Here is a 21,814-nt window from a genome sequence, read left to right on the forward strand (position 1 = left end):
TCTTTGAAAAGCATAGATATTTACTTATTTAAGTAAATATCTATGCTTTTTGCAGTTTTAATCAAATTTGCATGTAGAAAACGACATTATTATTCAACAATCAACTATTTATTCCATTTCTTTCATTGGAAGTCTTAACATAATACGTGTTCCCGATCCTTCTTCACTTTCCATTTTATAAGTAAATTCATCCCCATAAACAATGCGTAAACGAGTAAATACATTTTTCATTCCAACGTTATCACCCATCTGCTCATCATCACTGAAATAGGTTTCTAATTCATTTAACTTATGTTGACTCATCCCCATTCCATTATCAGAGATGACAAATACAATAAACTGAGCTTCATGTGCAATTTGAATCGTAATCAGGCCAATACCAGGGTTACTTTCAATGCCATGAATACTTGCATTTTCAACAAAAGGTAAAAAAGTCATTTTCGGAATCATTTGTTCATTCAGAGCATCTTCTATCGTAATTTGAAACTGTAACTTATCGCCAAAGCGATACTTCTGAATTTCTAGGAAACTCTCAATAAGTTCAATCTCTTCACGAATGGTAACAAAGCTTCTTTTCCATGAAATAGACTTACGGAATATTTTACCCATATTTTGAATGGTGCGAGCCGTTTCTGACTCTCCCTTCATAAGACTTCTCATCCGAATCGTCTCTAACGCGTTGAATAAGAAATGAGGATTAATCTGACTATGGAGAGCATGAAGCTGTGCTTGACGTTGTCTAATCTCAAGATCTTTCTTCTGAATATCAGCAACATACACATCATTAATTAAGTTATCAATACGTTCAATCATTCGATTAAATTCTACGGATAGTTCCCCGATTTCATCTCGAGCGCTATCATAAGGAATTTGTTCAAAGTTCTTTCCTTTTACTTTTTTCATATGCGTTAATACTTTTTTCACTCGGATATGAATTGAGCTTGAAATCATCGTAATAATAATAGTTGGCACCACAAAATTAATGATCGCTAATATAACAATAAACTGTGCAGATTGACGTACTTCAGACAGAATTTTCTCTTCATCGAGCACGCCAAACAATGACCACCCTCCAAGATAGCGGTTATTAAGATACGTTTTTGAGAAAGTTAGTGCCTTCTCTGGTTGTTTAATTTCTGATAAATCAACTGGCCCTTCCTTCAATGATAGTTCAGAGTCATTGCTATAATGTACGCTGTTTTCAGCATTTGCAAAGTAAACATTGCCTTGGAAGTTAGTGAGCTCCATAAGTTGCTTAACATATTCCATATTCAAATCAATTTTAATAAGATGCTCAAACGTCCCCGTTTGTTCATAATCTAGCTTTTGAATAATACTAATACTTTTTTCAGTAACATAAAAATATGGGTACGAGTGTTCACTCGCAGAAAACTCCTCATACCATTTTGAGCGTAATGCATCTTCATCCATTAGAACAATGTTACCCGAAGTCAATATAGACTGATTGTTTGTCATAATAAGTGCAGAACTAATTGTCTGATATTCCTTATCTGCACGATTGAATATACTTTTCATCGAAGCTAATGACTCAATGTATTGATCATAGGAATCATACTTTGTATTCAAATGACTATTTAGAACAGGATCAATATAATACAGGTAGGCGATACCTGCTGCATCTTCAATAACAACTTTTAATTCATTTTTCAATTGCTCTAAGGCGATCTCTGCATCTACTGATTTTTGATTTCTAATATTATTAGTCGTCACATTGTAAAACACCACATTAGCAAACAAAATCGGGATAAAAACGCATAAAATATAGATCAATATAAGCTTGTCTCTAAGCTTTAGATTATTAATATGAAATCTTCGCATCTGTAATCTCCACCTAGTTATTTTTTGCCTAATATTTTATTACGATAATCGGTAGGTGTCATTTTTTCTAATTTTTCAAATTGAGTTACGAAGTAATCTGCATTTTGGAATCCAACTTTTTCTGCGACCTCATACATTCTCATATCCGTCTGTCTAAGTAGTTTTTTGGCTTCTTCTACACGAATACTGAGTAAATATTCATTGAAGTACGCCCCATATGATTTGCGGAATAACTGCCCTAGATAGACAGAATTCATATAGAATTTAGCTGCTATTCCTTTCAAGTTAATATTTTCAGTATAGTGATTATCGATATACTTCTTAATCTTCTCGATACTACCTTTACCTTGTTCCCCGCGTCGATCCAATATATATTGGGAAGCTTCTTGAACAAAACGAAGGAAGACATCCTGAACTTCAGAAAGTCTACTGTACTTTTTCTGCCAACCTAACATTTCAGGTAGCAACTTTAGCTCTTCTTCCTTGCCCTCCATCTGTCGAACAATATTAATAATACCTATCGTACAACGGGTCAGTGCATTTGCAACTGCGCTAGGAGCAAACCGCATCGATCTGAATTGTTGAAACATTTGATCAATAGTTTGTGTGTATGCATCATGTTTATTCTCTTCAATCTGTTCAAGTAAATTATTATGAATAGAGGTTTCAACATCAAAATAATACAATACCGTACCGCTTACTTCATTCGAGAAAATAACACTCTTGCCATCTTCAGCAAACTTATAATTCATAGCTTCTTTCGCAGAAATCGCTGAGCTTGCGATTATATTCAGTAGATTAACTTCTAGCCCTACATATATAGTAATAGGAACTTCTATACCTTTAACAAGTGCTAACTGCAATAAGCGAAAAGCTTCTTCTGGACTAAAAGTCATCAACGCTTGTTTTAATTTATCTATTTCGATAATCAGACCGAATTGATTTTTCATTTGAACATGAATAGGAATATGATAGTCTACTTTTTCAGTAATGCCGTACAACAGATTATCAAGTTGACTAAGAAGCACATGATTATAGTCACTATTACGCAACTGTGAATCATGTACTTCTACGGTGACATAACAATAGTTTCCGCTAAATGGAATATGTAGTGCTTCTGCTAATTGCTTTGCATCCTGCTCGCTACACTCTGTATTTAATAACGTTTCAATAACTGAGTCAGTTAACGGTTTTTCACCTGTTAATGTCGTTAACCTTTTTTTCGATAATGTACTAGCTACACGACGTAATGTATCTTCTAGTTCTTTTTCATCAACGGGTTTCAATATATAATCTGATACCAGGTAGCGTAAAGCTTGCTGTGCATATGAGAAATCATGGTATCCACTTATAATAATAAATAATGGTTGGTGTTTTCCTTTTTCGTTAACTTCCTTAATTAAGGCTAAGCCATCTAATATGGGCATGCGAATATCAGCAATAACAAGATCTGGTTTCAACTGTTCGATCATTTCAACTGCTTGTAGACCGTTTTCCGCTTCACCACATATCTCATATTGCAGCTTATTCCAATCCATTAAACCAATAATCCCTTTACGAACGAAAATTTCATCATCTACTATTAATACTTTGTACATATGCAACCCCCTAAAACCTTTTTATGGGCTTCTTGAGATGCTACTTATAATAAAAAGTAGCTTCGGAAGCATTATCTAAGCTGATTTATCCTCATATACATGGCATAAGCAGATATCATGATGTAATCGATTACATCCAGTGTATATTGTTCGTTCATCACATGTGTACCCTATAATATAAAGAATCTTCTTATTAAATTAAATATATTTAATCAACTATAGTTTGTTCAGTAAAGTAGCTCGTATGCAAATTGGCTCTGATATCTGTATATTGTTATCCTCTTGGCGCAAATAGGATAACGCTTACGCCCACAACACATATCGCTGCACCTAACCAGTCATATAAATCTGGCATTTTTTTGTCTACACCCCAACCCCATAAGACAGACAATACAACAAAAACCCCACCATAGGCCGCATATACCCGTCCAAATGATGGAAAGTTTTGAAACGTTGCAACGATTCCATATAACGCTAACGAAATTCCACCAAGTACGCCAAAGTAAGCAGGACGACCTTCTCTTAGCCATAGCCAAATCAAATATCCTCCTCCGATTTCAGCAATCCCCGCCACTACGAAAAGTATTAATCCTAACAACATATTCTAATTCGCCCCCATATTTAATCATACTACGATCGAGATAGAATACCTATAATACTGCAAAAAATATACACAGTAACATTATTCATCCATCGCCTCATATATTGCTCACTCAAAAAAATAAGTAGATCAATGATATCTCAAAACTAATTACGTTACGTAATTGGCCAATTGATAACTATGATCTACTAACAATATAGTTTACTATGTACTAGCTTTATTAATTGATAATATTAGACCGTTGCTAACTCTTTTACTTCTTCAGGGTATAATTTATTAAGATGATCGATATTCAAGAAGTCTTTCATTGACCACTTGAATTTAACGTTAAAGCGATTACAAATTTCTTCAATCTGCTCTCGACCTAATACCCCATCACGCTTGTACAACAATAATGCATGATAGATCATTCCGCTTCTAACAATATTTTTCGTAACAAGAACGTTAGAGAATACATCCATATCTCTTAACTCACGAAACATCTCTATACGATTGTATACAGTATAATGGGTCGTAAAGGACTTATCACCTTTATGTTTTGTATTTGATCTTTTTATTATATAATTAGATTCTACTAGTTCAGCGCTTTCTGATATCGTGTTTTCGCTGCATTGACCATTCTTCTTAATATAAAGTCGCTGAGCGTTTGCTTGAATTGCATAATTGCAAAGTTGGCCATCAAATGCAATTACTTCTCTAATTTTCTCTTTATTCTCATTCATAAGTACAATAGTATTTGATTCATCATTAACGTGATTCATCATTAACGTTACTAACTCTATGAGTTTATCACCCTGCACACCGTTCCATAACGCTTCGATAATAAATTTATCTTGAGCATTAATTAATTTACTTAATATATATTGCTTCTCATCATAAGACATATAATTTTTGACATGCATAACTAGTCCGTATATATAATCTTGTCCACGTTTTTTCCATGGATTTACGATATGATGTGAATAATTTTCACTAATTGACCATTCTAAATAAGAAGATATTGTTGAATAAATAGAACGTGAACTCTCTTTCGTTTTTGGCTGCAGTATTTGCATCACGAATAACCTTAGCTCTTCTTCATTAAAATCGTATAAATCCTTTTTAAGTTGTTGTTCCAGTTGGGCTGATTTCTTAAAAATCCTGCCATACACTTCTTTAGTGTCAACATTCTCATATCTTTTAAGATAACTTAACTTGATGTCTTCATTATACATTTGAGCGATTAAGGTTTGCTGAGGCATCTAGATTTATCCCCTTTACATATTTGTAAATTTCACGGTCTATCCCCATAAAAATAGCAATAAATTCATTGTATTATAAACCAAAAAATAACAAATTACAAACCATTCTTTTCATTATTTCACATTTATATGAGTAATTTAATTCATATAATGATAAATAAAGTAGTGTTATTTTAAACATAAAAAATTCCTCCATATATCAATAGAGGAATTTTTTATGTTTTATATTATTCTTTTCACTTATGAAAAGGACATTGTTGCTTGCGATAATAGTTAGGATTCACATCAATTTCATTATAGCGAGTATGCCATATAACCGTTGTTGTAGGCGACATCGGAGGGATCAGCCACGACCAACGAGCATTAACTTCACGCTGCTCTTGCTGTTCTTGTTCGCAAAACAAACGGAATTGTTCTGATGCTGTATGATGATCCACAATACTTACTTTGTTTTTCTTATAGGAATAGATTACCGCTTCATTCAATTCCACCAGTGCTCTATCTTTCCACATCGTTAGATTACTACTTATATTTAGCCCCATATTTTTGGCAATGACAGGCAACATATTATATCGATGCACATCTCCAAAATTACGAGTAGCAATCTCGGTCCCCATATACCAGCCGTTAAAAGGAGCAGCTGTGTAACGAATACCGCCTATTTCTAATTCCATATCTGATACGATTGGAATAGCGTACCATTGTAATTGAAGCTCATGAAACCACGTAAAATTAGGGTGTTCAATGTTCACTTCTTTAATATATTCAAGAGGAATACTACGATAACAAGGTCGCTCATTATTGATCTGGATAACAAGCGGCAATACATCGTAAGCAGTTCCCTCGCCGCGCCATCCAAGTTCCCTACATAAAGTTGTAAAAGCAATAGAGTCCGGATCTCCAACAATCTGATCTCCAATTTGATAACCTGCATAACGAATGAGCTGATGGTTCAATATTTTTATAGTAAGCTCAGTACTTCTTTGTGGGAAGATTGTAATGAGTGGCTGAACTCGGCCATCATTCGTCCCTCGCTCAATATGACTGAGCAATGCATCGAAGATTTGATCTGCATTACTTAGATGTCGACAGTCTGCAATCATAAGTGACTTCCAAAATAATCTCCCGATACATCGACTATTATTGCGCCACGCTACTCTCGCACCATATTGGAGTTCTTCCTCTGTATGAAGATAACTACCTACACTCGAAATGGAGGCTGAAACAGCTGCCAATCGATCTTCTAATTGCTGTTGGCTATATTGTAGCTCATTATACATTGTTGTAATAAATGTACTGGCTTCCGTTACTATTTTCTCTATATTCATCGCTGACTTTCGATCCTTACTTCACCTATATTTCGTAAAATACGATGGCAGCGCCGTACTATCCTGTATAAGTACAATATGAATACACGCTTCGCCTAATAATATCATACCAATTTAAATATTCATCATTCGTCACATAATCGTTATATATTACCACTGTGCGGTCTGTATTAACTACCAATTTTGACATAATCAAGTTCACGAATGGATTGAAGTCTAGAAGTTAATACTCCTATTGTAACTACAAATATGCCAGCAATAATGAATATCAATCCAATCCCTCTACCTGGGCCTGTACCGATAATGCTTCCTACTGTAGAAGCTAATGCTCCATCTTCAGCAAGCCATGGATTAAACAAATAGTCAGCTAGATAACCTGCTGAGCAATACGCAGCAATGAATCCTAATTGTGAAAGAATGCCGATCATCCCCCATACTCTTCCTTGTTTCTCATTCGGTATGTTCTGTCGCACTAATACATCTGCACTCGTATTAACAAAAGGCAAAGCAGCTAAGAAAATAAAACCTGCGATCATAATAAATATAATATTCGTCGACAAACCTATTAATGAGAATGCAATACCTCCGATAATAAGTCCGATAATTAACATACTTACATAACGTCTTGTCAGCGTTACCATTCCGATAATTAAACTACTTATAAGCATTCCTATTGCACTGATAGATTGAAAGATACCTAGACTTTGTACATCAGTAAAACTTAGCATCATTGGGCCTATTAAGGTTTCCAATAAACCTATATAAAACGTAGTAATAGAAATAATGATTACTAATAGTAATACACCTTTATTACGCTTAATTGTATACCAGCCTTCTAAAAACTCAGTCATCCAATGTTCATTGACTTGATCGGAACGATCAACGGCAATGCTTTTTTTAATAACAAAAATGGCTATGATGGCGATTAGGAAAGTTCCAATATTAATCAGTAGAATCGTCTCAATCGTCGTCACACTTAACAGAATGCCCGCAATAACGGGGGCGAAGAGAAACTTAGATGATTCCGCTAATTGTACGAGTCCGCTCCCCTTCGAATATTGTTCCTCAGACAATAAATCTGTCGCAGAGGCTTTATAGGCTGGACTATGTAATGCAGAGAATATTGAGCTAATCGTTACACCCATATAAATATGCCATAACTCCAACTCCCTTGCTTCCAACATGATAAGAATAAATACTAGACCTGCTGCTGCACCAATATCACCAATGATCATTAATAATCTACGATCCATTCGATCCGCTAGTAAACCGCCAATTGGTCTTAACAAAATAGATGGCAAAAATGTAAACAACGTCACTAAAGCAACGCTTGTTGCTGAGTGTGTACGTTCAAATGCATATACACCAAGCGAAAATGCAGTAATGCCAATGCCGATTAAAGATATGAATTGTCCAAACCAGACTACCAGAAATTTTTTGAATGATTTTTGACTAGTCATTAGTACTCTCCACCCTTCGTAACAGTTACAAAGCCGAATGTATTTGGGCTTCAATTATAATTGTCCTGTTGTTGCGTGTTCATTCTTCTTGTGTAATCATGGTTTCATACATCATCGGTATGTACGCGAAACTTCCCTCTTGTGCACCTAACGTCTTCTCGATCATATAAGCTAAAGCGTGTGCTTTTTTAACGAGTTCCTCATCACTCCATGGAAAAATCCCTCTGTCTAACAAAAACTGTGAGGATACCAATAGAAACTCAACCACTTCACGTGGTGAAGGTGTATTATAAATCCCTTCGCGAATACCTTGCTCCACGACCGTTGTAATAATCGGGGTTAATCTTAAAATTGTCTCTACCAAGCTTTTCTGATGCATCTCTGCATTGTTAATCTGATGGAGTTGTTCGATCATTTCACCTTTTTGGTCAGTTTCATGACTTTGCGCTCCTAGTATACGAAACAGCTTCTCATGTGCGTTCAACGTAGCATCTTTAGCAATATGTTGAGCAGCAGCGACGCCTTGATTAATAAATTTCATCACAATCGCATCCATTACTTCTTCTTTGGATTGAAAATGATAATAGAACGTACCCTTTGCAATACCCACTTCGAGTAATATATCGTTAATGGTAGTCTTGACATAGCCCTTTGTTGTAAATAACATGGCCGCAGCATCCAATATTTCATGTTTACGCTCTTCAGGTTTTTTCGTTATTCTCATAACATAACCTCCATCATTATAGACCGACCGTCAGTCTATAATGATGGTAACATTAAATCCAATTTATGTCTATATCGTTAATAGTCTAACTGCTCTAGCCATTTCTTCAAATGCTTCTCACGTAATTTTAAACTCTCCTGTTGACGATCATATTTACCAAGTTCATACTGAGCAACAATTTCCCCGTCCAACATATATAATACTCTCTCCGCATGAATAGCAACTTTCACATCATGAGTAACAAGAAGTAAACTTGTTCCTTGTTCATGAATATTCGCAAAAATATTCATAACTTCTTCGGTCGCCTTAGAATTCAATGCACCTGTCGGTTCATCACCGAATAATATATCCGGTTCATTAATTAATGCTCGACAAATTGCCACTCTTTGCAATTGCCCTCCCGATACTTCCGTAATATTACGTTGTGAAAGCTCAGAAATACCAATTTGATTCATTAATAATTTTGCTCGATCAATGACGACTGTCCTCGCTGATTTCCGAGCTGCATAACCTGCTAGCAATATATTATCAAATACATTCAATTGATTGAGTAAGTGCATATGTTGAAATACAAATCCCATATGATTCAATCTAAGACTAGCCAATTTTTTATCAGAAAAACTTGTGATTGCTTCATCTTTAAAATGAACAGTACCAGAGCTCACTGTATCCATACCACTTACTGCATATAAAAGAGAAGACTTTCCTGATCCTGAAGGGCCCATTACTGCCACAAATTCCCCTTGCTTAAGTTGAAAATTAATTTCCTTTAAGATTATACGATCTTCATTCGTATCATATGGAATGACTTTACTTACTTTTGTAACTTCTAATATCGACCGATCTAATGTCTCCATTTCTCTCCTCCTCTAATTTATCCTCGCTAATTCATTACATATAGTTAGCGCTATTCCACCGTCATCCTTGATGCTCGTCTTTTATCCATAAACATGATATTACCTAATGTTGTAATAACTGCAGTTGCAATTAGAAGTAACGGACAATATAGATAAGCCCATAATGGATTTACGATAAATGTAATTTTAGATGCTCCGAAAAAGGACATGAGAATACTTACGAAAGGTTGACCTAATAAATGTGCAAAAAGTAAGCCTAATAGTATAGAAATAAAGATCACGACTAGTGAAATAACGATATATTTCCCACCAATTGTTCGCTCCGATATTCCAATGTTTCTCATGATATTAATGTTATGCTTATCTTTTGCTATGATCAGCTTCATGAATAGCGTTGTAATCAATACGATAATAATTATTGCAACAGCTATCGCTAGCCAAGTTACAAGTTGCAATTGCTTAGTCGTATTGCCTAATGTCTGATTCAAGTAGCCTTGTAGATCTGTAACTTTAGCTGGAGAAAACTGCTCCTCATATTGCTTAATTTTATTAGTAAGATTAGCATCATCAGCAACATCAAGATTAATAACATACCAAAGTGTTGCTTCTCCTGGATGATCTAAATTAGCTTTAGCTGTTCTACCACCGTTCGTTATGTCTTGATATATACCAACAACTGTAATTGCTACATCACGCTGATCTAATCGAAGAATAAGCAGATCATCTAATCCTTTGCCAAGCTCTTTGCTATTTGTATAAGAGAGTGCAATCTCACCTTCATACATAGGAGCACGGCCTTCTAAATAATCCAGTGGAAACACGGTAAATTCCCCACGCTCGACCGTAATATTTTCATACGTACCTTCTTCTTCATTTTTCATTTTGTATTGACTACTTTGCATTCCAGCAAGTTTGACGACATCTTTATCCTTTTGTGCATAGGTTAATAGTTGTTCATATCTTTGCTCAATATTTGAAGTTGATCGTAGATCAATTCGAATGTCACTTTGACCTATTCCCATATACGAGATAAAACTAGGAGATTGAATCGTAGTCAAAAAATTAAGTGGCACGATCGCAATAAAGGTTGTAATAACAAACAATGTGAATAACAATCGAAAGATTTTAGGTCTTTGAATAATATCCTTCAGCCCAAGAAAAATAGAAAGTGGCAATGATGAACTCTGACTTAATGGCATTCGATTTTTTCTTACTACTGTATCTTTCATACTCCCTGAACGTAGCGCCTCTACTACAGCAATACGTTTGAATTTTCGTAATACATTCATACAGAACAGTACAACTAGACCGATAACTAGCATTACAGCGCCTATCGTAACAACATATGTTGAGATGGTAGCTGGTACCTCACCAAGATATAACCACATATTTCCCGAAAATATACTGTAAATATAGAGTGATAATCCATAGCCTATAATCGCTGCAACAATAGAAATGAATATATATTTCACCATATACATTGAGCTAATTACAGAATGGCTAATTCCAATCGCCTTCATTACACCTATTGAGCGATAATCTTCTTCGAGCGTAGCAAGTAATGTGAATCGAATACATAATAAAGCAATCCCGATTAGTATAACACTTACTATTATGACCACAGCTGCGATAAGACCATCTGTTATAGCGTTTAACATTTTGAATAAAGCATAGTCAATCATGGGTCCTTGATTAGGCAAGTCTGCATCTGCATAGGATTGAATAAATGTAGATAATTGGCTGTAATCATGCAGACGGAATTCAAACAAATATTCCACTTGACCAATATGTTGTTGTAATAATTGAAAATCAGAATCATGAATAACAAATCGCTTAGAATGGACGATTGAGGCATTCATCTGTGAATCACGCACATAATCAACAATCGTATAAGTGCGGTCAAATCGTTCCCCAGTGAAATGAAGCTGATCACCAATTTGCAATTGACGTTGCTCCATATAATAAATAGGAACAGCAATTTCACCCTCGTCTACTACTACTTGCTCACCTTTTAGGTTAAGTAAGAAATCAAATTGTGTATTTTGCCGAACGAAGTACATATCCATAATACTACTACCCTCGTTCTGCCCAGCCATCGTAACATTTGAGCCATCAATATTGAGCATCGGTACAAATTGATACTGCTTGACCATCTCATTATTTTTTGACCACTGCGTTAACTGTTCTTCATTCCATTGCCCATCATGCATCTGAACGACGTGAGGTGTTTTGGATTGAACAAATAATTGTTGTAATGATCCAGTCAAATCCATAATCATTCTTGTACCTGTTGCTATGAGTAAACATGCTAATACGACAAATGCAATAAGTGCGATTGTAATTCCTTTATTGTGAGCCAAATCCTTTCTTAGCATGTTCAATATCATGCTTTCGAATCTCCTCTCCGTACAGCTATTCTATTATCAAAAGAGCGAAAGTCTACCCTCCTTTAACTGTATTCATATATCACATGAGGCTATGTTGTTTGAGTTCATGAAGTATATCTTTGATAGCATCTATGTATGAGAAGAATCATATAAGATATGGTTTTTAATGTCAAATAATGAATTTGTTAAGTGCTTATAAACATTAAAAAGCCGAGTATTTATCGGATTACTGTGGCAAGCCACTATCCAATAAATACTCGGCAAAAAGGTTTCCTACATTAAACTTCATATCTTACAATAAACTTACATCTTTACTATTCGATTTCTCACTAGCTGAGGTTGTCCAAAACTTGCACTAGAATTATTCAGCTTTAACGAGAATTTTTATGTGATTTCTTTCTTTCAATAAACCTTCAAAACCTTCATCTACAACCTCATCAAGTGAAATACGTTTCGTTACTAATTTATCCGCTGGGAAATATCCTTGTGCCATCAAGCTAATAACAGCAGGGAATACATTACGATAGCCGATAATACCTGTAACTGTACGTTCTTTCATCACAATATTTTGTGGATGAATGGATGCTTCTTTCTCGAAAATACTTACGATCATTGTTTCACCATTGAATTTGGTAGCGTTGATCGCTTGAACTAGTACTGGAGGTACACCTGTTACTTCAAAGGATACATCAACTCCACCGTTTGTGAGCTGATGCAATTTTTCAACGATATCACTTTCACTTGGATCAAGTGCAATCGCACCAAGTTCGTTCGCTTTTTCACGACGTTGAGGAGATAATTCAACCGCATATATTTCAGCTGCACCTGCAGCTTTTAATGCTTCAATAACTAATAAACCAATCGGCCCTGTACCGAATACTGCTACTTTATCGCCAACTTTGACTTTACTTTGTTTCACAGCATGTAGTGCAACAGCTGACGGTTCTACAAGAGCACCTTGCTCGAATGATACATTGTCAGGTAATTTGTGAATCATATGAGCTGGAACAGATGCATATTCAGAGAAGCCTCCTCCGCCACCCGCTAGTCCATAGAAGCCCATTAAAGAACATAGATTATATTTACCTTGCTTACATGCTTCACATTTGCCACAAGAATAAACTGGCTCAACAGTGACTCGGTCACCGATCTCAATGTTTGTAACACCTTCACCAACCTCAACAACTTGTCCAGAGAATTCATGTCCCATTACGATTGGCGCAGCATCTCCAGTTAAAGGGTGAGGGGCATCAGCAGGTATAAAAATAGGACCCGCAGTATATTCATGTAAATCGCTACCGCAAATCCCACACCATTGTATTTTTAATTTCACTTCGCCTTTTTTGGCTACAGGTTCATCAATATTTTCCAAACGGATATCTTTAACGTTATGCCATCTCAATGCTTTCATGTAGATCATCTCCTATGATGTATTGTGCATTACGAAAGTTTACACCACTATTGTAGTCCTCTGGATTATAGAATTCAATATTAACAAATTCTAGGTATTGAATTTAATGGATATTAACTTAATATTGGAAATATTCTAACTATTTATATGTGAATTATGAAAATAAACACTTTCAGTATATTGTGCAGTAAGTAATTCGAATATACGCCTACTCTAATGCTGTTCGTGATTTGAATAGTAAACGAATATTAGTTGATAACATGTTTCACAACTACGCAAGGACCACCACATACTCATTACATTTAGTGTGTGATGGTCCTTGTTCATATTATTTATGTTCTACTAATTCCTTAAGCTCATGAAGTAATTGGTCCAATTGTTCATATTGCTCGACCATATTTTCCATGTTATCATACTGCAATTCCATATTTTCATTAACTTCTTCTACAGCAGCCATATTTTGCTGTGTCATAGCTGATATACTATTCATACTATGTGCAAGTAATGAGGATTGATCACCCAAACGCTTTGTTGATTCTGTTACCTTATTTGTTTGCTCTGTAGCAAGTTTTGTATTCGTTTGAACAAGTTCTAAGACTTTATTCGCACTTTGAAGCGATTGATCACTTCTAACAACAGAATCATTTCCTTGCTCTACAGATTGATATACAGCATCAATACTATGATGAATATTAGACAAAAGCTCACTTATTTCATCAACCGATTGTCTTGTATGATCTGCTAACTTGCCTACTTCACCTGATACGACAGCAAAACCTTTGCCATGTTCTCCAGCTCGAGCTGCTTCAATCGCAGCGTTCAGTGCTAACAAATGTATTTGTTTCGCAATATCATTAATCGTATCAACAATTTCGCTAACATGCTCATTCTTCGCTCTTAATTCTTTCATTTCTTGTAATGTTCGCTCCGTTGATTGACGAAGTTGCATCATCTCATCACTTACTTGTTGCATTTTTATCGTATTACTATCATTTAAATTAGCGTTAGTTTGTGAATACTCCTTCATTAATGCAGAACTCTCTGTCATTTCCTTTATATCAAGATCAATTTGTTGCGTGGAATCATTAATTGAAATAATATGATTCGTTTGTTGCTCAACGGATACAGTCATTTCGCCAAAAGTCGTCGTGACTTCCTTGGAAATAGTACTAGCTTTCTGAACTTGTTCCTTCTGTGAGGAACTGAATACATTTAGCATCAAAATTGAAGTTTTCAATTTTTCAATAAGCTGCTCTGCTAATTTTCTTGCATGAACTGCTTCAGCTTCATTCTTGAAGACTTCACGTTGCAATCGTTGTGTAAATTGTGCCGATGCACAAAGTGTCAATGTAGCAAAAAATAAATACAAAAAAAGGAATAGTAATGACTCGTTGGGAAATAATCTTTGTTGTAACATGGGGTCTAAGTAGATATACGTTGTAACTACTCCACCTAATATTCCTGTTAGTATAAGTGGACGAAAGTCAGAGTACAGCGTCATTATGCCTAAATTAACGTATATAAGAAAATAAGTACTAATAACAGGCTCCGGATCAGATACGATCAATACAGTAACGATCGAGCTAAGTCCAAAAGGTAAAACATACTTCACATAAGCACTAATTGATTTAATAAAGGTCATAACTGTTGCAATAGTATTCATAATAGAACCAATGACAATAAGTAGTAAAATCATTTCCCACCCTAGTCCGATACTAATATCAGTGACGACTCCGAGTGCAAGTACCGCCCACATTATACTAACTAATAATCGATTCCTTTTGTCTAGTTCAGATAACCTGTGATTCATTTTCCATCCGCCTCTTCAAAATTTAATAACTCGGTTGCATCATTTTAGAATTGATATTCCATGTAAATTCCTCTGGATGATCAATCATATAACCTATATCAAAGATGACAGGAATAACATAATCACCTTTATAGAACATTTTCCCTCCTAGTTGCTGTAGTGGAACCTTATAGGTAACTTTCAACGCTCTCATAAAAATAGGTTCCATTAATGAAACCAAATATCTCAGTTGAAATTTTGCTGAGCTATGTACAATTGAGGAGAGAATTGGAGATATATATTCTCCACTAACTCTATATGTTTTTAAGAGCGCAATTTTGTCTATTTCACCCACCCTACCTTTCGATCCATATATCAAAGGATGTTTATGAAAAGGGGCGATTACATTAATTTTGTGCTGTTCATCGTGTATGTATGGTTTTAATTCTGCAGTTCCGACAAATTCACCTTTTTCCGTGAAAATTAAATTTTGTTCAAGAATGTCTTCACTAAATTCTAACTCATATCCTTTTTCTCTCCACACCGTAGTCCAAATGCCATTAAACATCGCAAGTTCAAGCTCATTCTCTACTTTTTTATACATACTAGTTTCATCCACTCCCTCTTTATTTCATAATTTAACCAGTATATATTACATTATGTTGTATTTTTTATCACAAAAAAAGTAACTATCGTACTATTTCATACTTTAGTTTTGTTAAGAAATAGCAATTTACTTGATAATTAAATTATAATATGTGATGAAATACTCTACTGAAAGTCGAAGCAGTGCTCAGCCTTCATCGTAGATAAAAAAAATACTACATTCAATAAATATCTTAAATTAAAGATATTTATCTTGCTTTTCTTTCACTTGCGTAGTAAAGTGATGATAAGAACATAAACACCAACGCTTCCGATGTAACTTTTTACTTACAAAGAAGTTTTTCAAGAAGATATGAAAAGTTTTAGGAGTGATCATATGGATCAGCATACTCTTGGGTCGTTAACTTGGTTAAGGTTAATGCGCTTTGGTAATCAGAGTAACCAATTATCGAATGATTTTCTCAAAAGATTTCAGATAACAACAGCTCAATTCGATGTCCTTATGCAAATAAGTACCTTCCAACCATTAACCCAATCCGAGCTTGCTGAAAAGGTCATTGTGACGCAAGGTGGAATGTCTAGAATGTTAGCTCGCTTGGAGCAAGATGGATACATTACTCGTAAGCAAGATTGGAAGACAAAAACTATTGTATTAAGTAATAAAGGTAAGGATATTCTAGATATAGCAATGCCTGCACAACTTGCCTTTCAAACTTCCTTTTTCAATGAAGCATTAACAGAAGAAGAAACGAAAACATTGTATACCCTTCTAACGAAGATTCATAAAAATAGTGAAAATAAGCAATTACCACCTTTATAGTAATTGCTTCATACTCATCACTTGACTAATCAATTGATTCATTACGACTATATTTCCAATACATTTTATCGATAACCAATTAATTAAATACATTAATGAAAATTAAGGGAGCGAACATTATGACACAAATATTAGGTCATCATCATACATCTATGCTTACTAAAAACGCTGCACAAAACATGCAGTTCTACACTGGAGTATTAGGTCTTCGATTAGTAAAGAAAACGGTTAATCAAGACTCACCGGATATGTATCATTTGTTTTATGGTGATGAAATAGGAAGCCCTGGTACAGAGCTTACTTTCTTCGAGATGCCAATGGCTGGACATACACAGCCTGGAACTAATGCAATTAACTTGATCGGATTGCTAGTGCCTTCATATAATAGCCTTTTGTATTGGGAGCAACGCTTAAGTGATATGGCAGTAATCCATGACCCAATTACGACCTATCATGGATATGATGCGCTACACTTCCAAGATCCTGATGGACTACGCCTTGTACTATTGAGTAATGAAGGATTAGATATTCCCGGGCATTGGCGATATTGGGGTGACTCTCCTGTACTAGAGGAGCATCATATTCTTGGAATGGGACCTATTGGCATCTCTGTTCGCAACTTGAATGCAACAACTGAATTACTCCGAGATACGTTTGGATATACAGTTAAAACAAGCTCAGAGTCTAGTGTGATACTGCAAGCTATTCAAGGAGAACAATGGGGAGAAATTGTATTAACACAAGAGGAAGGAACTCGTGAACGTCCTGGTAAAGGTAGTGTTCATCATCTTGCGATTCGCGTTGCTGATCAACAAGAACTTGCTAAGTGGAATGAGATTATAAGAGGTCTAGGCTATTCTACAACTGGTGTCGTTGAGCGCTACTACTTTACAAGTGTTTACTTCCGAGATCGCAACAACATTATGATTGAGCTTGCTACAGATGGTCCTGGCTTTATGGTGGACTCAGACATTTCAGAGCTAGGCAAACATCTAGATCTACCACCGTTTCTTGAAGGACGACGCGCTGAAATAGAAGCTTCATTATCACCACTACATTCTTAATGTGTATGCTTTCGGTGCTACTTTTTATTCACAATGAAGTTTACCATGTATCTAATAAAAAGTTTTAGGAGGAGATTATTATGGAAAAATATCGTATTGAACCGAAGAACGGCATGGAGTTTGGGCTTTACACATTAGGAGATCATATGACGCATTCCATGATCAATCAACCTATAAGTGCTGAGAAACGTCTTCATGAAATTATAGATGCAAGTAAACTTGCTGAAGATGCTGGCCTTGATGTTTTTGCTGTAGGTGAAAGCCATCAAACTTACTTTACGACGCAAGCTCATACCGTTGTACTTGGTGCTATTGCACAAGTTACGAGCAAAATCAAAATTTCAAGCTCAGCTACTATATTAAGTGTCGCTGATCCTGTTCGTATATATGAAGACTTTGCTACATTAGATCTAATCTCTCGTGGTCGAGCAGAGATTGTTGCCGGTCGTGGTTCACGCGTAGGTGCCTATGATTTGTTCGGATATGATTTGAACGACTATGAGGAACTATTTGAAGAGAAATTAGATTTGCTTGTGAAATTAAATGAAGCAACTGGGCCTGTTAGCTGGGAAGGTCAATTCCGTTCACCTTTACATCGTGCAGAGATTTTACCTCAGCCTGTAAAAGGTTATCTTCCGATATGGAGAGCAGTTGGTGGTCCTCCCGCTAGTGCGATAAAAGCAGGAGAAGCCGGTGTACCTATGATGCTTACTACACTTGGAGGTCCTGCCGTTAACTTTAGAGCTTCCGTTGAAGCTTATCGTGAAGCAGCTACGAACAATGGTTATGATGCAAGTCAATTACCTATTGCAACGACTAGCCTTTTCTATACAGCAGAACAGTCACAAGATGCGATGAATGAATATTATCCTTATATTAATGCAGGCTTTACTTCCATAAGAAGAAGTGGATATCCAAAAAAGCAATTTGATCAAGCGATCGACTATCGTGATGCACTGATGGTAGGTAGTCCGCAACAAATTATCGAAAAGGTACTTTACCAATATGAATTATTCGGTCAGCAACGGTTTATGGCACAAATTGATTTCGGAGGCGTACCATTTGATAAAGTAATGAAAAACATTGAACTTATTGGTCGTGATATTATTCCTGCTGTGAAAAAATATACTGCACAAACTTGAGATGATGTGGACTAAGAAGTCCCACTATTACATTCGAACTCATCATTTGTGCTCCCCTTTAGAGCAATTTGATTTCATATTTTTAACTTAATGAATTAGTCAAAACAAAAACTAGACCTAACAATGTGTAGGTCTAGTTTAGAAGTAATCTTCAATGATAACAACTCAATAGCTAATCTTTAATATCTTCTTGATTTAACCCAAAAATTCTGCTGGGCATTTCAATTCACCTTTTATCGATTGTAGTTTTCCTTCCATAACTTCATATACCATAAACACTTCATCAGACACTTCGAATTGTTTCAATTCTAAACCAAATTGTCTAGCTGGTTGAAATCCGAATCGTGGATAATACGTAGGATGACTGATTATCAGAATAAGACCATAACCTAACTCTTTGCAGCGGCTTATTCCTTTCTATGTACTATCTTGCATGCACTAATCTGTATATACTATTTTGCATGGCAACTTTAATTTCACCTAACAACTATGTTGCTATACGCGCTCTACGCAGCAAATAACGTCTCTTCTAATTTCTTTAAATGACATATTATTAAAAGGACCTTCAATAAATCTGTTATTAAAAATCGGATTAGGATGACTCAATGATTCATATCGGATTTCTTCACTATCGTTTAGTATATTCTCACTAACAAATAGAAGATACGTTGTTCCTTCATGTGAAAGCACTTCTGCTGATTGAATGTTAATGACTTGACCTACTTTATCTTCAAGCCCTTTATATTGATCAAGAACTTTAATTGCAACTTCTTCAATATTTCGATCAGTCATCAATGAAGCCATTATTTCTCCAATTACGATATAATCTGATTGATCAACAATCTCTTTCAATGTTTGTAATGAGTTATCCAGATTAACATTATATATGCTAGCAACAAATGCGTTATTAGTTGCTGTTTGTGTACTACAAGATGTCAGAATGAAACATAGCAGTGTTCCTACTACATAGCGACTTAACTTCATCTAAACTCTCCGTTCTACACCAACAATAATGGAACAGCATTCATTTATAAAATATTATCCAACCATAATAAACCGAAGAATAATACACCCAATAGATTTACTAAAATGAATATGAGGATGACTGAACCTATCAAAAAAGTAATACTTGAATTAACCCATTTTTTCATAGTTACCCACCTCTATCTAACCTTTTCCTAAGTTCAAAATATTGCTACTATGATAAATCATTTATACTATTTCTCTTCGATTATTTTCGATGTTCCACTTATGAAAATCTATCATTAATAAATCTATTACAGATTCCAAATATGGTTATTATTTCTATTAATTATAGTTCACTCTATCCTGGGATAGCAATAGTCTTTCAACATTAATACGCCCTACATTACAATTCCTAATAGCGTTCAACAACATAGCAATATAACACAAAAAGGGTTGAATTCTGTATAAGACAGAACTCAATCCTTAATGATCGCTTCATACTATTTCCCTAACTTATAAAGTGCATTATCGCAATTATTAATGACGATAAACATCATCATTATAGAAGCAATATCGTATTATTTATTATCTCTGTTCAACTAATGCGTCAATTACTTCTGAGACCGATTGCTTCTTCACCTCAATAAACTGAAGAACAAGACCTCTCTTCTGTTTAATCGTGAATTCATAACCTCCATGTGCAATGATCATATCCTTCTCAAGATCAACATTTTGGGTATAAATCCAGCCACCTAGTGTATCTACGTTTTCATTTTCCAATGTTATATTCAGTAGTTCCGCAACTTCATGGAGCTGTACTTTTGCATCTATTATATAGTGATCGTCATTTATTTTACGGATATGAGAAATTTCGTCTCCATCAAATTCATCTCTTATTTCTCCAACCAATTCTTCAATAATATCTTCGATTGTAATCAACCCTGAAGTACCGCCATACTCATCCACTAATATTGCCATTTGAATACGTTCCTTCTGCATTTTTTGCAGAACTTCTTTAATAGGTGTAGCCTCAATGACATTAATAACTGGATTAACAAAATGTGCTACGTCGTAAACTATAGCTGGATTATTCAATCGTTGAATAAGCAGATCTTTAATATTGAAGTAACCGATAATATTATCACGATCACCCTCATAAACAGGATAACGTGTATATTTTTCTTGAGAAACTCGCTTCAGAACCTCTTCATGTTTGGTATTAACATTGAATCCAACGATTTCTGTTCGTGGAATCATAATTTGACGAGCTAACGTATCATCAAACTCAAACACATTATTAACGAAGTTCATCTCACTATTGTTAATCTCACCTGATTTATTACTCTCAGCAATTAACAGACGAATTTCTTCTTGTGTATGAGAAACCTCATGTTCGCTTGCTGGTTTCAATCCAAAAATACCGACAAGGACACGCGCAGAACCGTTCAAGAACCAGATAAATGGGAACAATATTTTATAGAAAATCATAATTGGTCTAGCAAATAACAATGTTACTGCCTCTGCCTTCTGAATAGCTACTGTCTTAGGAGCAAGCTCACCAACAACTACGTGTAAAAATGTAGCCATCATAAATGCAGATCCAATCGTAAATACATGAATTAAGTTCGTTGAAAGCCCTAACGCTTCAAATGCAGGGTGTAATATAAATTCAAAGGTCGATTCTCCGACCATACCAATACCTAGCGCTGTGACTGTAATACCTAATTGACAGGCAGATAAATATTCGTCCAAGTGCGTAATGACATGCTTAGCAGAAGTCGCACCTTTCTTACCTTCAGCAACTAATTGATCAATCCTTGAATGTCTAACCTTAACTATGGCAAATTCAGTTGCCACAAAAAATGCAGTAAATACAATAAGCACAATGAATATAGTAATGTTAATTATCGTCAATTCTTCGTCTTACTATAATAGTAAGACTCCACCTCCTACAATATGATGATCCAACTTGCTTCATTCG

Annotated in this window: 17 protein-coding genes; 3 read left to right on the top strand and 14 right to left on the bottom strand. The window is 35.3% G+C overall.

Annotated features, from left to right (window positions below; translation table 11 throughout):
* Positions 1-108: 108 nt before the first annotated feature.
* The 12 genes from NV377_RS09755 to NV377_RS09810 form a co-directional block, all read right to left on the bottom strand.
* Positions 109-1,839, bottom strand: a complete 1,731-nt coding sequence (locus tag NV377_RS09755) for a sensor histidine kinase (protein WP_258201005.1) — start codon at positions 1,837-1,839, stop codon at positions 109-111.
* 17 nt (positions 1,840-1,856) lie between these two features.
* Complete coding sequence (locus NV377_RS09760; RefSeq protein ID WP_258201006.1) at positions 1,857-3,437, bottom strand: response regulator transcription factor; 1,581 nt, start codon at positions 3,435-3,437, stop codon at positions 1,857-1,859.
* A gap of 274 nt (positions 3,438-3,711) precedes the next feature.
* Positions 3,712-4,038, bottom strand: coding sequence for a YnfA family protein (locus NV377_RS09765; RefSeq protein ID WP_258201007.1), 327 nt, complete (start codon positions 4,036-4,038; stop codon positions 3,712-3,714).
* 233 nt (positions 4,039-4,271) lie between these two features.
* Positions 4,272-5,279 carry a phage lytic cycle repressor MrpR family protein gene (locus NV377_RS09770; protein WP_258201008.1) on the bottom strand — a complete coding sequence of 336 codons (1,008 nt, stop codon included), beginning with the start codon at positions 5,277-5,279 and terminating at the stop codon, positions 4,272-4,274.
* Positions 5,280-5,515: 236 nt separating this feature from the next.
* On the bottom strand, positions 5,516-6,607 hold the full coding sequence (locus NV377_RS09775; RefSeq protein WP_258201009.1) for a nitric oxide synthase oxygenase: 1,092 nt from the start codon (positions 6,605-6,607) through the stop codon (positions 5,516-5,518).
* 170 nt (positions 6,608-6,777) lie between these two features.
* Positions 6,778-8,067: an MFS transporter gene (locus NV377_RS09780; RefSeq protein WP_258201010.1), complete on the bottom strand. Its 1,290-nt coding sequence runs from the start codon at positions 8,065-8,067 to the stop codon at positions 6,778-6,780.
* A 79-nt stretch (positions 8,068-8,146) separates the two neighbouring features.
* Complete coding sequence (locus tag NV377_RS09785) at positions 8,147-8,791, bottom strand: TetR/AcrR family transcriptional regulator (RefSeq protein WP_258201011.1); 645 nt, start codon at positions 8,789-8,791, stop codon at positions 8,147-8,149.
* Between the two features lie 77 nt (positions 8,792-8,868).
* Entirely contained in the window at positions 8,869-9,648 is a 780-nt protein-coding gene (locus NV377_RS09790) for an ABC transporter ATP-binding protein (RefSeq protein WP_258201012.1), read from the bottom strand.
* Between the two features lie 50 nt (positions 9,649-9,698).
* Entirely contained in the window at positions 9,699-12,035 is a 2,337-nt protein-coding gene (locus NV377_RS09795) for an ABC transporter permease (RefSeq protein WP_258201013.1), read from the bottom strand.
* A gap of 361 nt (positions 12,036-12,396) precedes the next feature.
* Positions 12,397-13,446: a 2,3-butanediol dehydrogenase gene (locus NV377_RS09800; protein WP_258201014.1), complete on the bottom strand. Its 1,050-nt coding sequence runs from the start codon at positions 13,444-13,446 to the stop codon at positions 12,397-12,399.
* A gap of 328 nt (positions 13,447-13,774) precedes the next feature.
* A complete protein-coding gene (locus tag NV377_RS09805; protein ID WP_258201015.1) occupies positions 13,775-15,256 on the bottom strand; it encodes a methyl-accepting chemotaxis protein in 1,482 nt (493 codons plus the stop codon).
* Positions 15,257-15,278: 22 nt separating this feature from the next.
* A complete protein-coding gene (locus tag NV377_RS09810; RefSeq protein WP_258201016.1) occupies positions 15,279-15,839 on the bottom strand; it encodes a hypothetical protein in 561 nt (186 codons plus the stop codon).
* 378 nt (positions 15,840-16,217) lie between these two features.
* Between NV377_RS09810 and NV377_RS09815 the strand changes: the two genes are divergently transcribed.
* The 3 genes from NV377_RS09815 to NV377_RS09825 all read left to right on the top strand — a co-directional run bounded on the left by NV377_RS09815 (position 16,218) and on the right by NV377_RS09825 (position 18,867).
* The gene (locus NV377_RS09815; protein WP_258201017.1) at positions 16,218-16,661 is read left to right on the top strand and encodes a MarR family winged helix-turn-helix transcriptional regulator; all 444 of its coding nucleotides are present in this window, start codon (positions 16,218-16,220) and stop codon (positions 16,659-16,661) included.
* Positions 16,662-16,780: 119 nt separating this feature from the next.
* Positions 16,781-17,725 carry a ring-cleaving dioxygenase gene (locus NV377_RS09820; RefSeq protein ID WP_258201018.1) on the top strand — a complete coding sequence of 315 codons (945 nt, stop codon included), beginning with the start codon at positions 16,781-16,783 and terminating at the stop codon, positions 17,723-17,725.
* Positions 17,726-17,805: 80 nt separating this feature from the next.
* Positions 17,806-18,867 carry an LLM class flavin-dependent oxidoreductase gene (locus tag NV377_RS09825; protein WP_258201019.1) on the top strand — a complete coding sequence of 354 codons (1,062 nt, stop codon included), beginning with the start codon at positions 17,806-17,808 and terminating at the stop codon, positions 18,865-18,867.
* 495 nt (positions 18,868-19,362) lie between these two features.
* On the opposite strand, the gene NV377_RS09830 is transcribed toward NV377_RS09825, so the two are convergent.
* Positions 19,363-19,851 (bottom strand): hypothetical protein, encoded by a 489-nt coding sequence (locus tag NV377_RS09830; protein ID WP_258201020.1) that lies wholly within the window; start codon positions 19,849-19,851, stop codon positions 19,363-19,365.
* 567 nt (positions 19,852-20,418) lie between these two features.
* Positions 20,419-21,747: a hemolysin family protein gene (locus tag NV377_RS09835; RefSeq protein WP_258201021.1), complete on the bottom strand. Its 1,329-nt coding sequence runs from the start codon at positions 21,745-21,747 to the stop codon at positions 20,419-20,421.
* Between the last annotated feature and the right edge of the window lie 67 nt (positions 21,748-21,814).

The organism is Paenibacillus endoradicis, assembly GCF_024721975.1.

Coding starts and splice junctions, on each gene's coding strand:
- NV377_RS09785 (WP_258201011.1), bottom strand. CDS start 8,791: ATGAGAATAACGAAAAAACCTGAAGAGCGTAAACATGAAATATTGGAT.
- NV377_RS09765 (WP_258201007.1), bottom strand. CDS start 4,038: ATGTTGTTAGGATTAATACTTTTCGTAGTGGCGGGGATTGCTGAAATC.
- NV377_RS09805 (WP_258201015.1), bottom strand. CDS start 15,256: ATGAATCACAGGTTATCTGAACTAGACAAAAGGAATCGATTATTAGTT.
- NV377_RS09820 (WP_258201018.1), top strand. CDS start 16,781: ATGACACAAATATTAGGTCATCATCATACATCTATGCTTACTAAAAAC.
- NV377_RS09790 (WP_258201012.1), bottom strand. CDS start 9,648: ATGGAGACATTAGATCGGTCGATATTAGAAGTTACAAAAGTAAGTAAA.
- NV377_RS09795 (WP_258201013.1), bottom strand. CDS start 12,035: ATGATATTGAACATGCTAAGAAAGGATTTGGCTCACAATAAAGGAATT.
- NV377_RS09775 (WP_258201009.1), bottom strand. CDS start 6,607: ATGAATATAGAGAAAATAGTAACGGAAGCCAGTACATTTATTACAACA.
- NV377_RS09830 (WP_258201020.1), bottom strand. CDS start 19,851: ATGAAGTTAAGTCGCTATGTAGTAGGAACACTGCTATGTTTCATTCTG.
- NV377_RS09825 (WP_258201019.1), top strand. CDS start 17,806: ATGGAAAAATATCGTATTGAACCGAAGAACGGCATGGAGTTTGGGCTT.
- NV377_RS09755 (WP_258201005.1), bottom strand. CDS start 1,839: ATGCGAAGATTTCATATTAATAATCTAAAGCTTAGAGACAAGCTTATA.
- NV377_RS09780 (WP_258201010.1), bottom strand. CDS start 8,067: ATGACTAGTCAAAAATCATTCAAAAAATTTCTGGTAGTCTGGTTTGGA.
- NV377_RS09760 (WP_258201006.1), bottom strand. CDS start 3,437: ATGTACAAAGTATTAATAGTAGATGATGAAATTTTCGTTCGTAAAGGG.
- NV377_RS09815 (WP_258201017.1), top strand. CDS start 16,218: ATGGATCAGCATACTCTTGGGTCGTTAACTTGGTTAAGGTTAATGCGC.
- NV377_RS09770 (WP_258201008.1), bottom strand. CDS start 5,279: ATGCCTCAGCAAACCTTAATCGCTCAAATGTATAATGAAGACATCAAG.
- NV377_RS09810 (WP_258201016.1), bottom strand. CDS start 15,839: ATGTATAAAAAAGTAGAGAATGAGCTTGAACTTGCGATGTTTAATGGC.
- NV377_RS09800 (WP_258201014.1), bottom strand. CDS start 13,446: ATGAAAGCATTGAGATGGCATAACGTTAAAGATATCCGTTTGGAAAAT.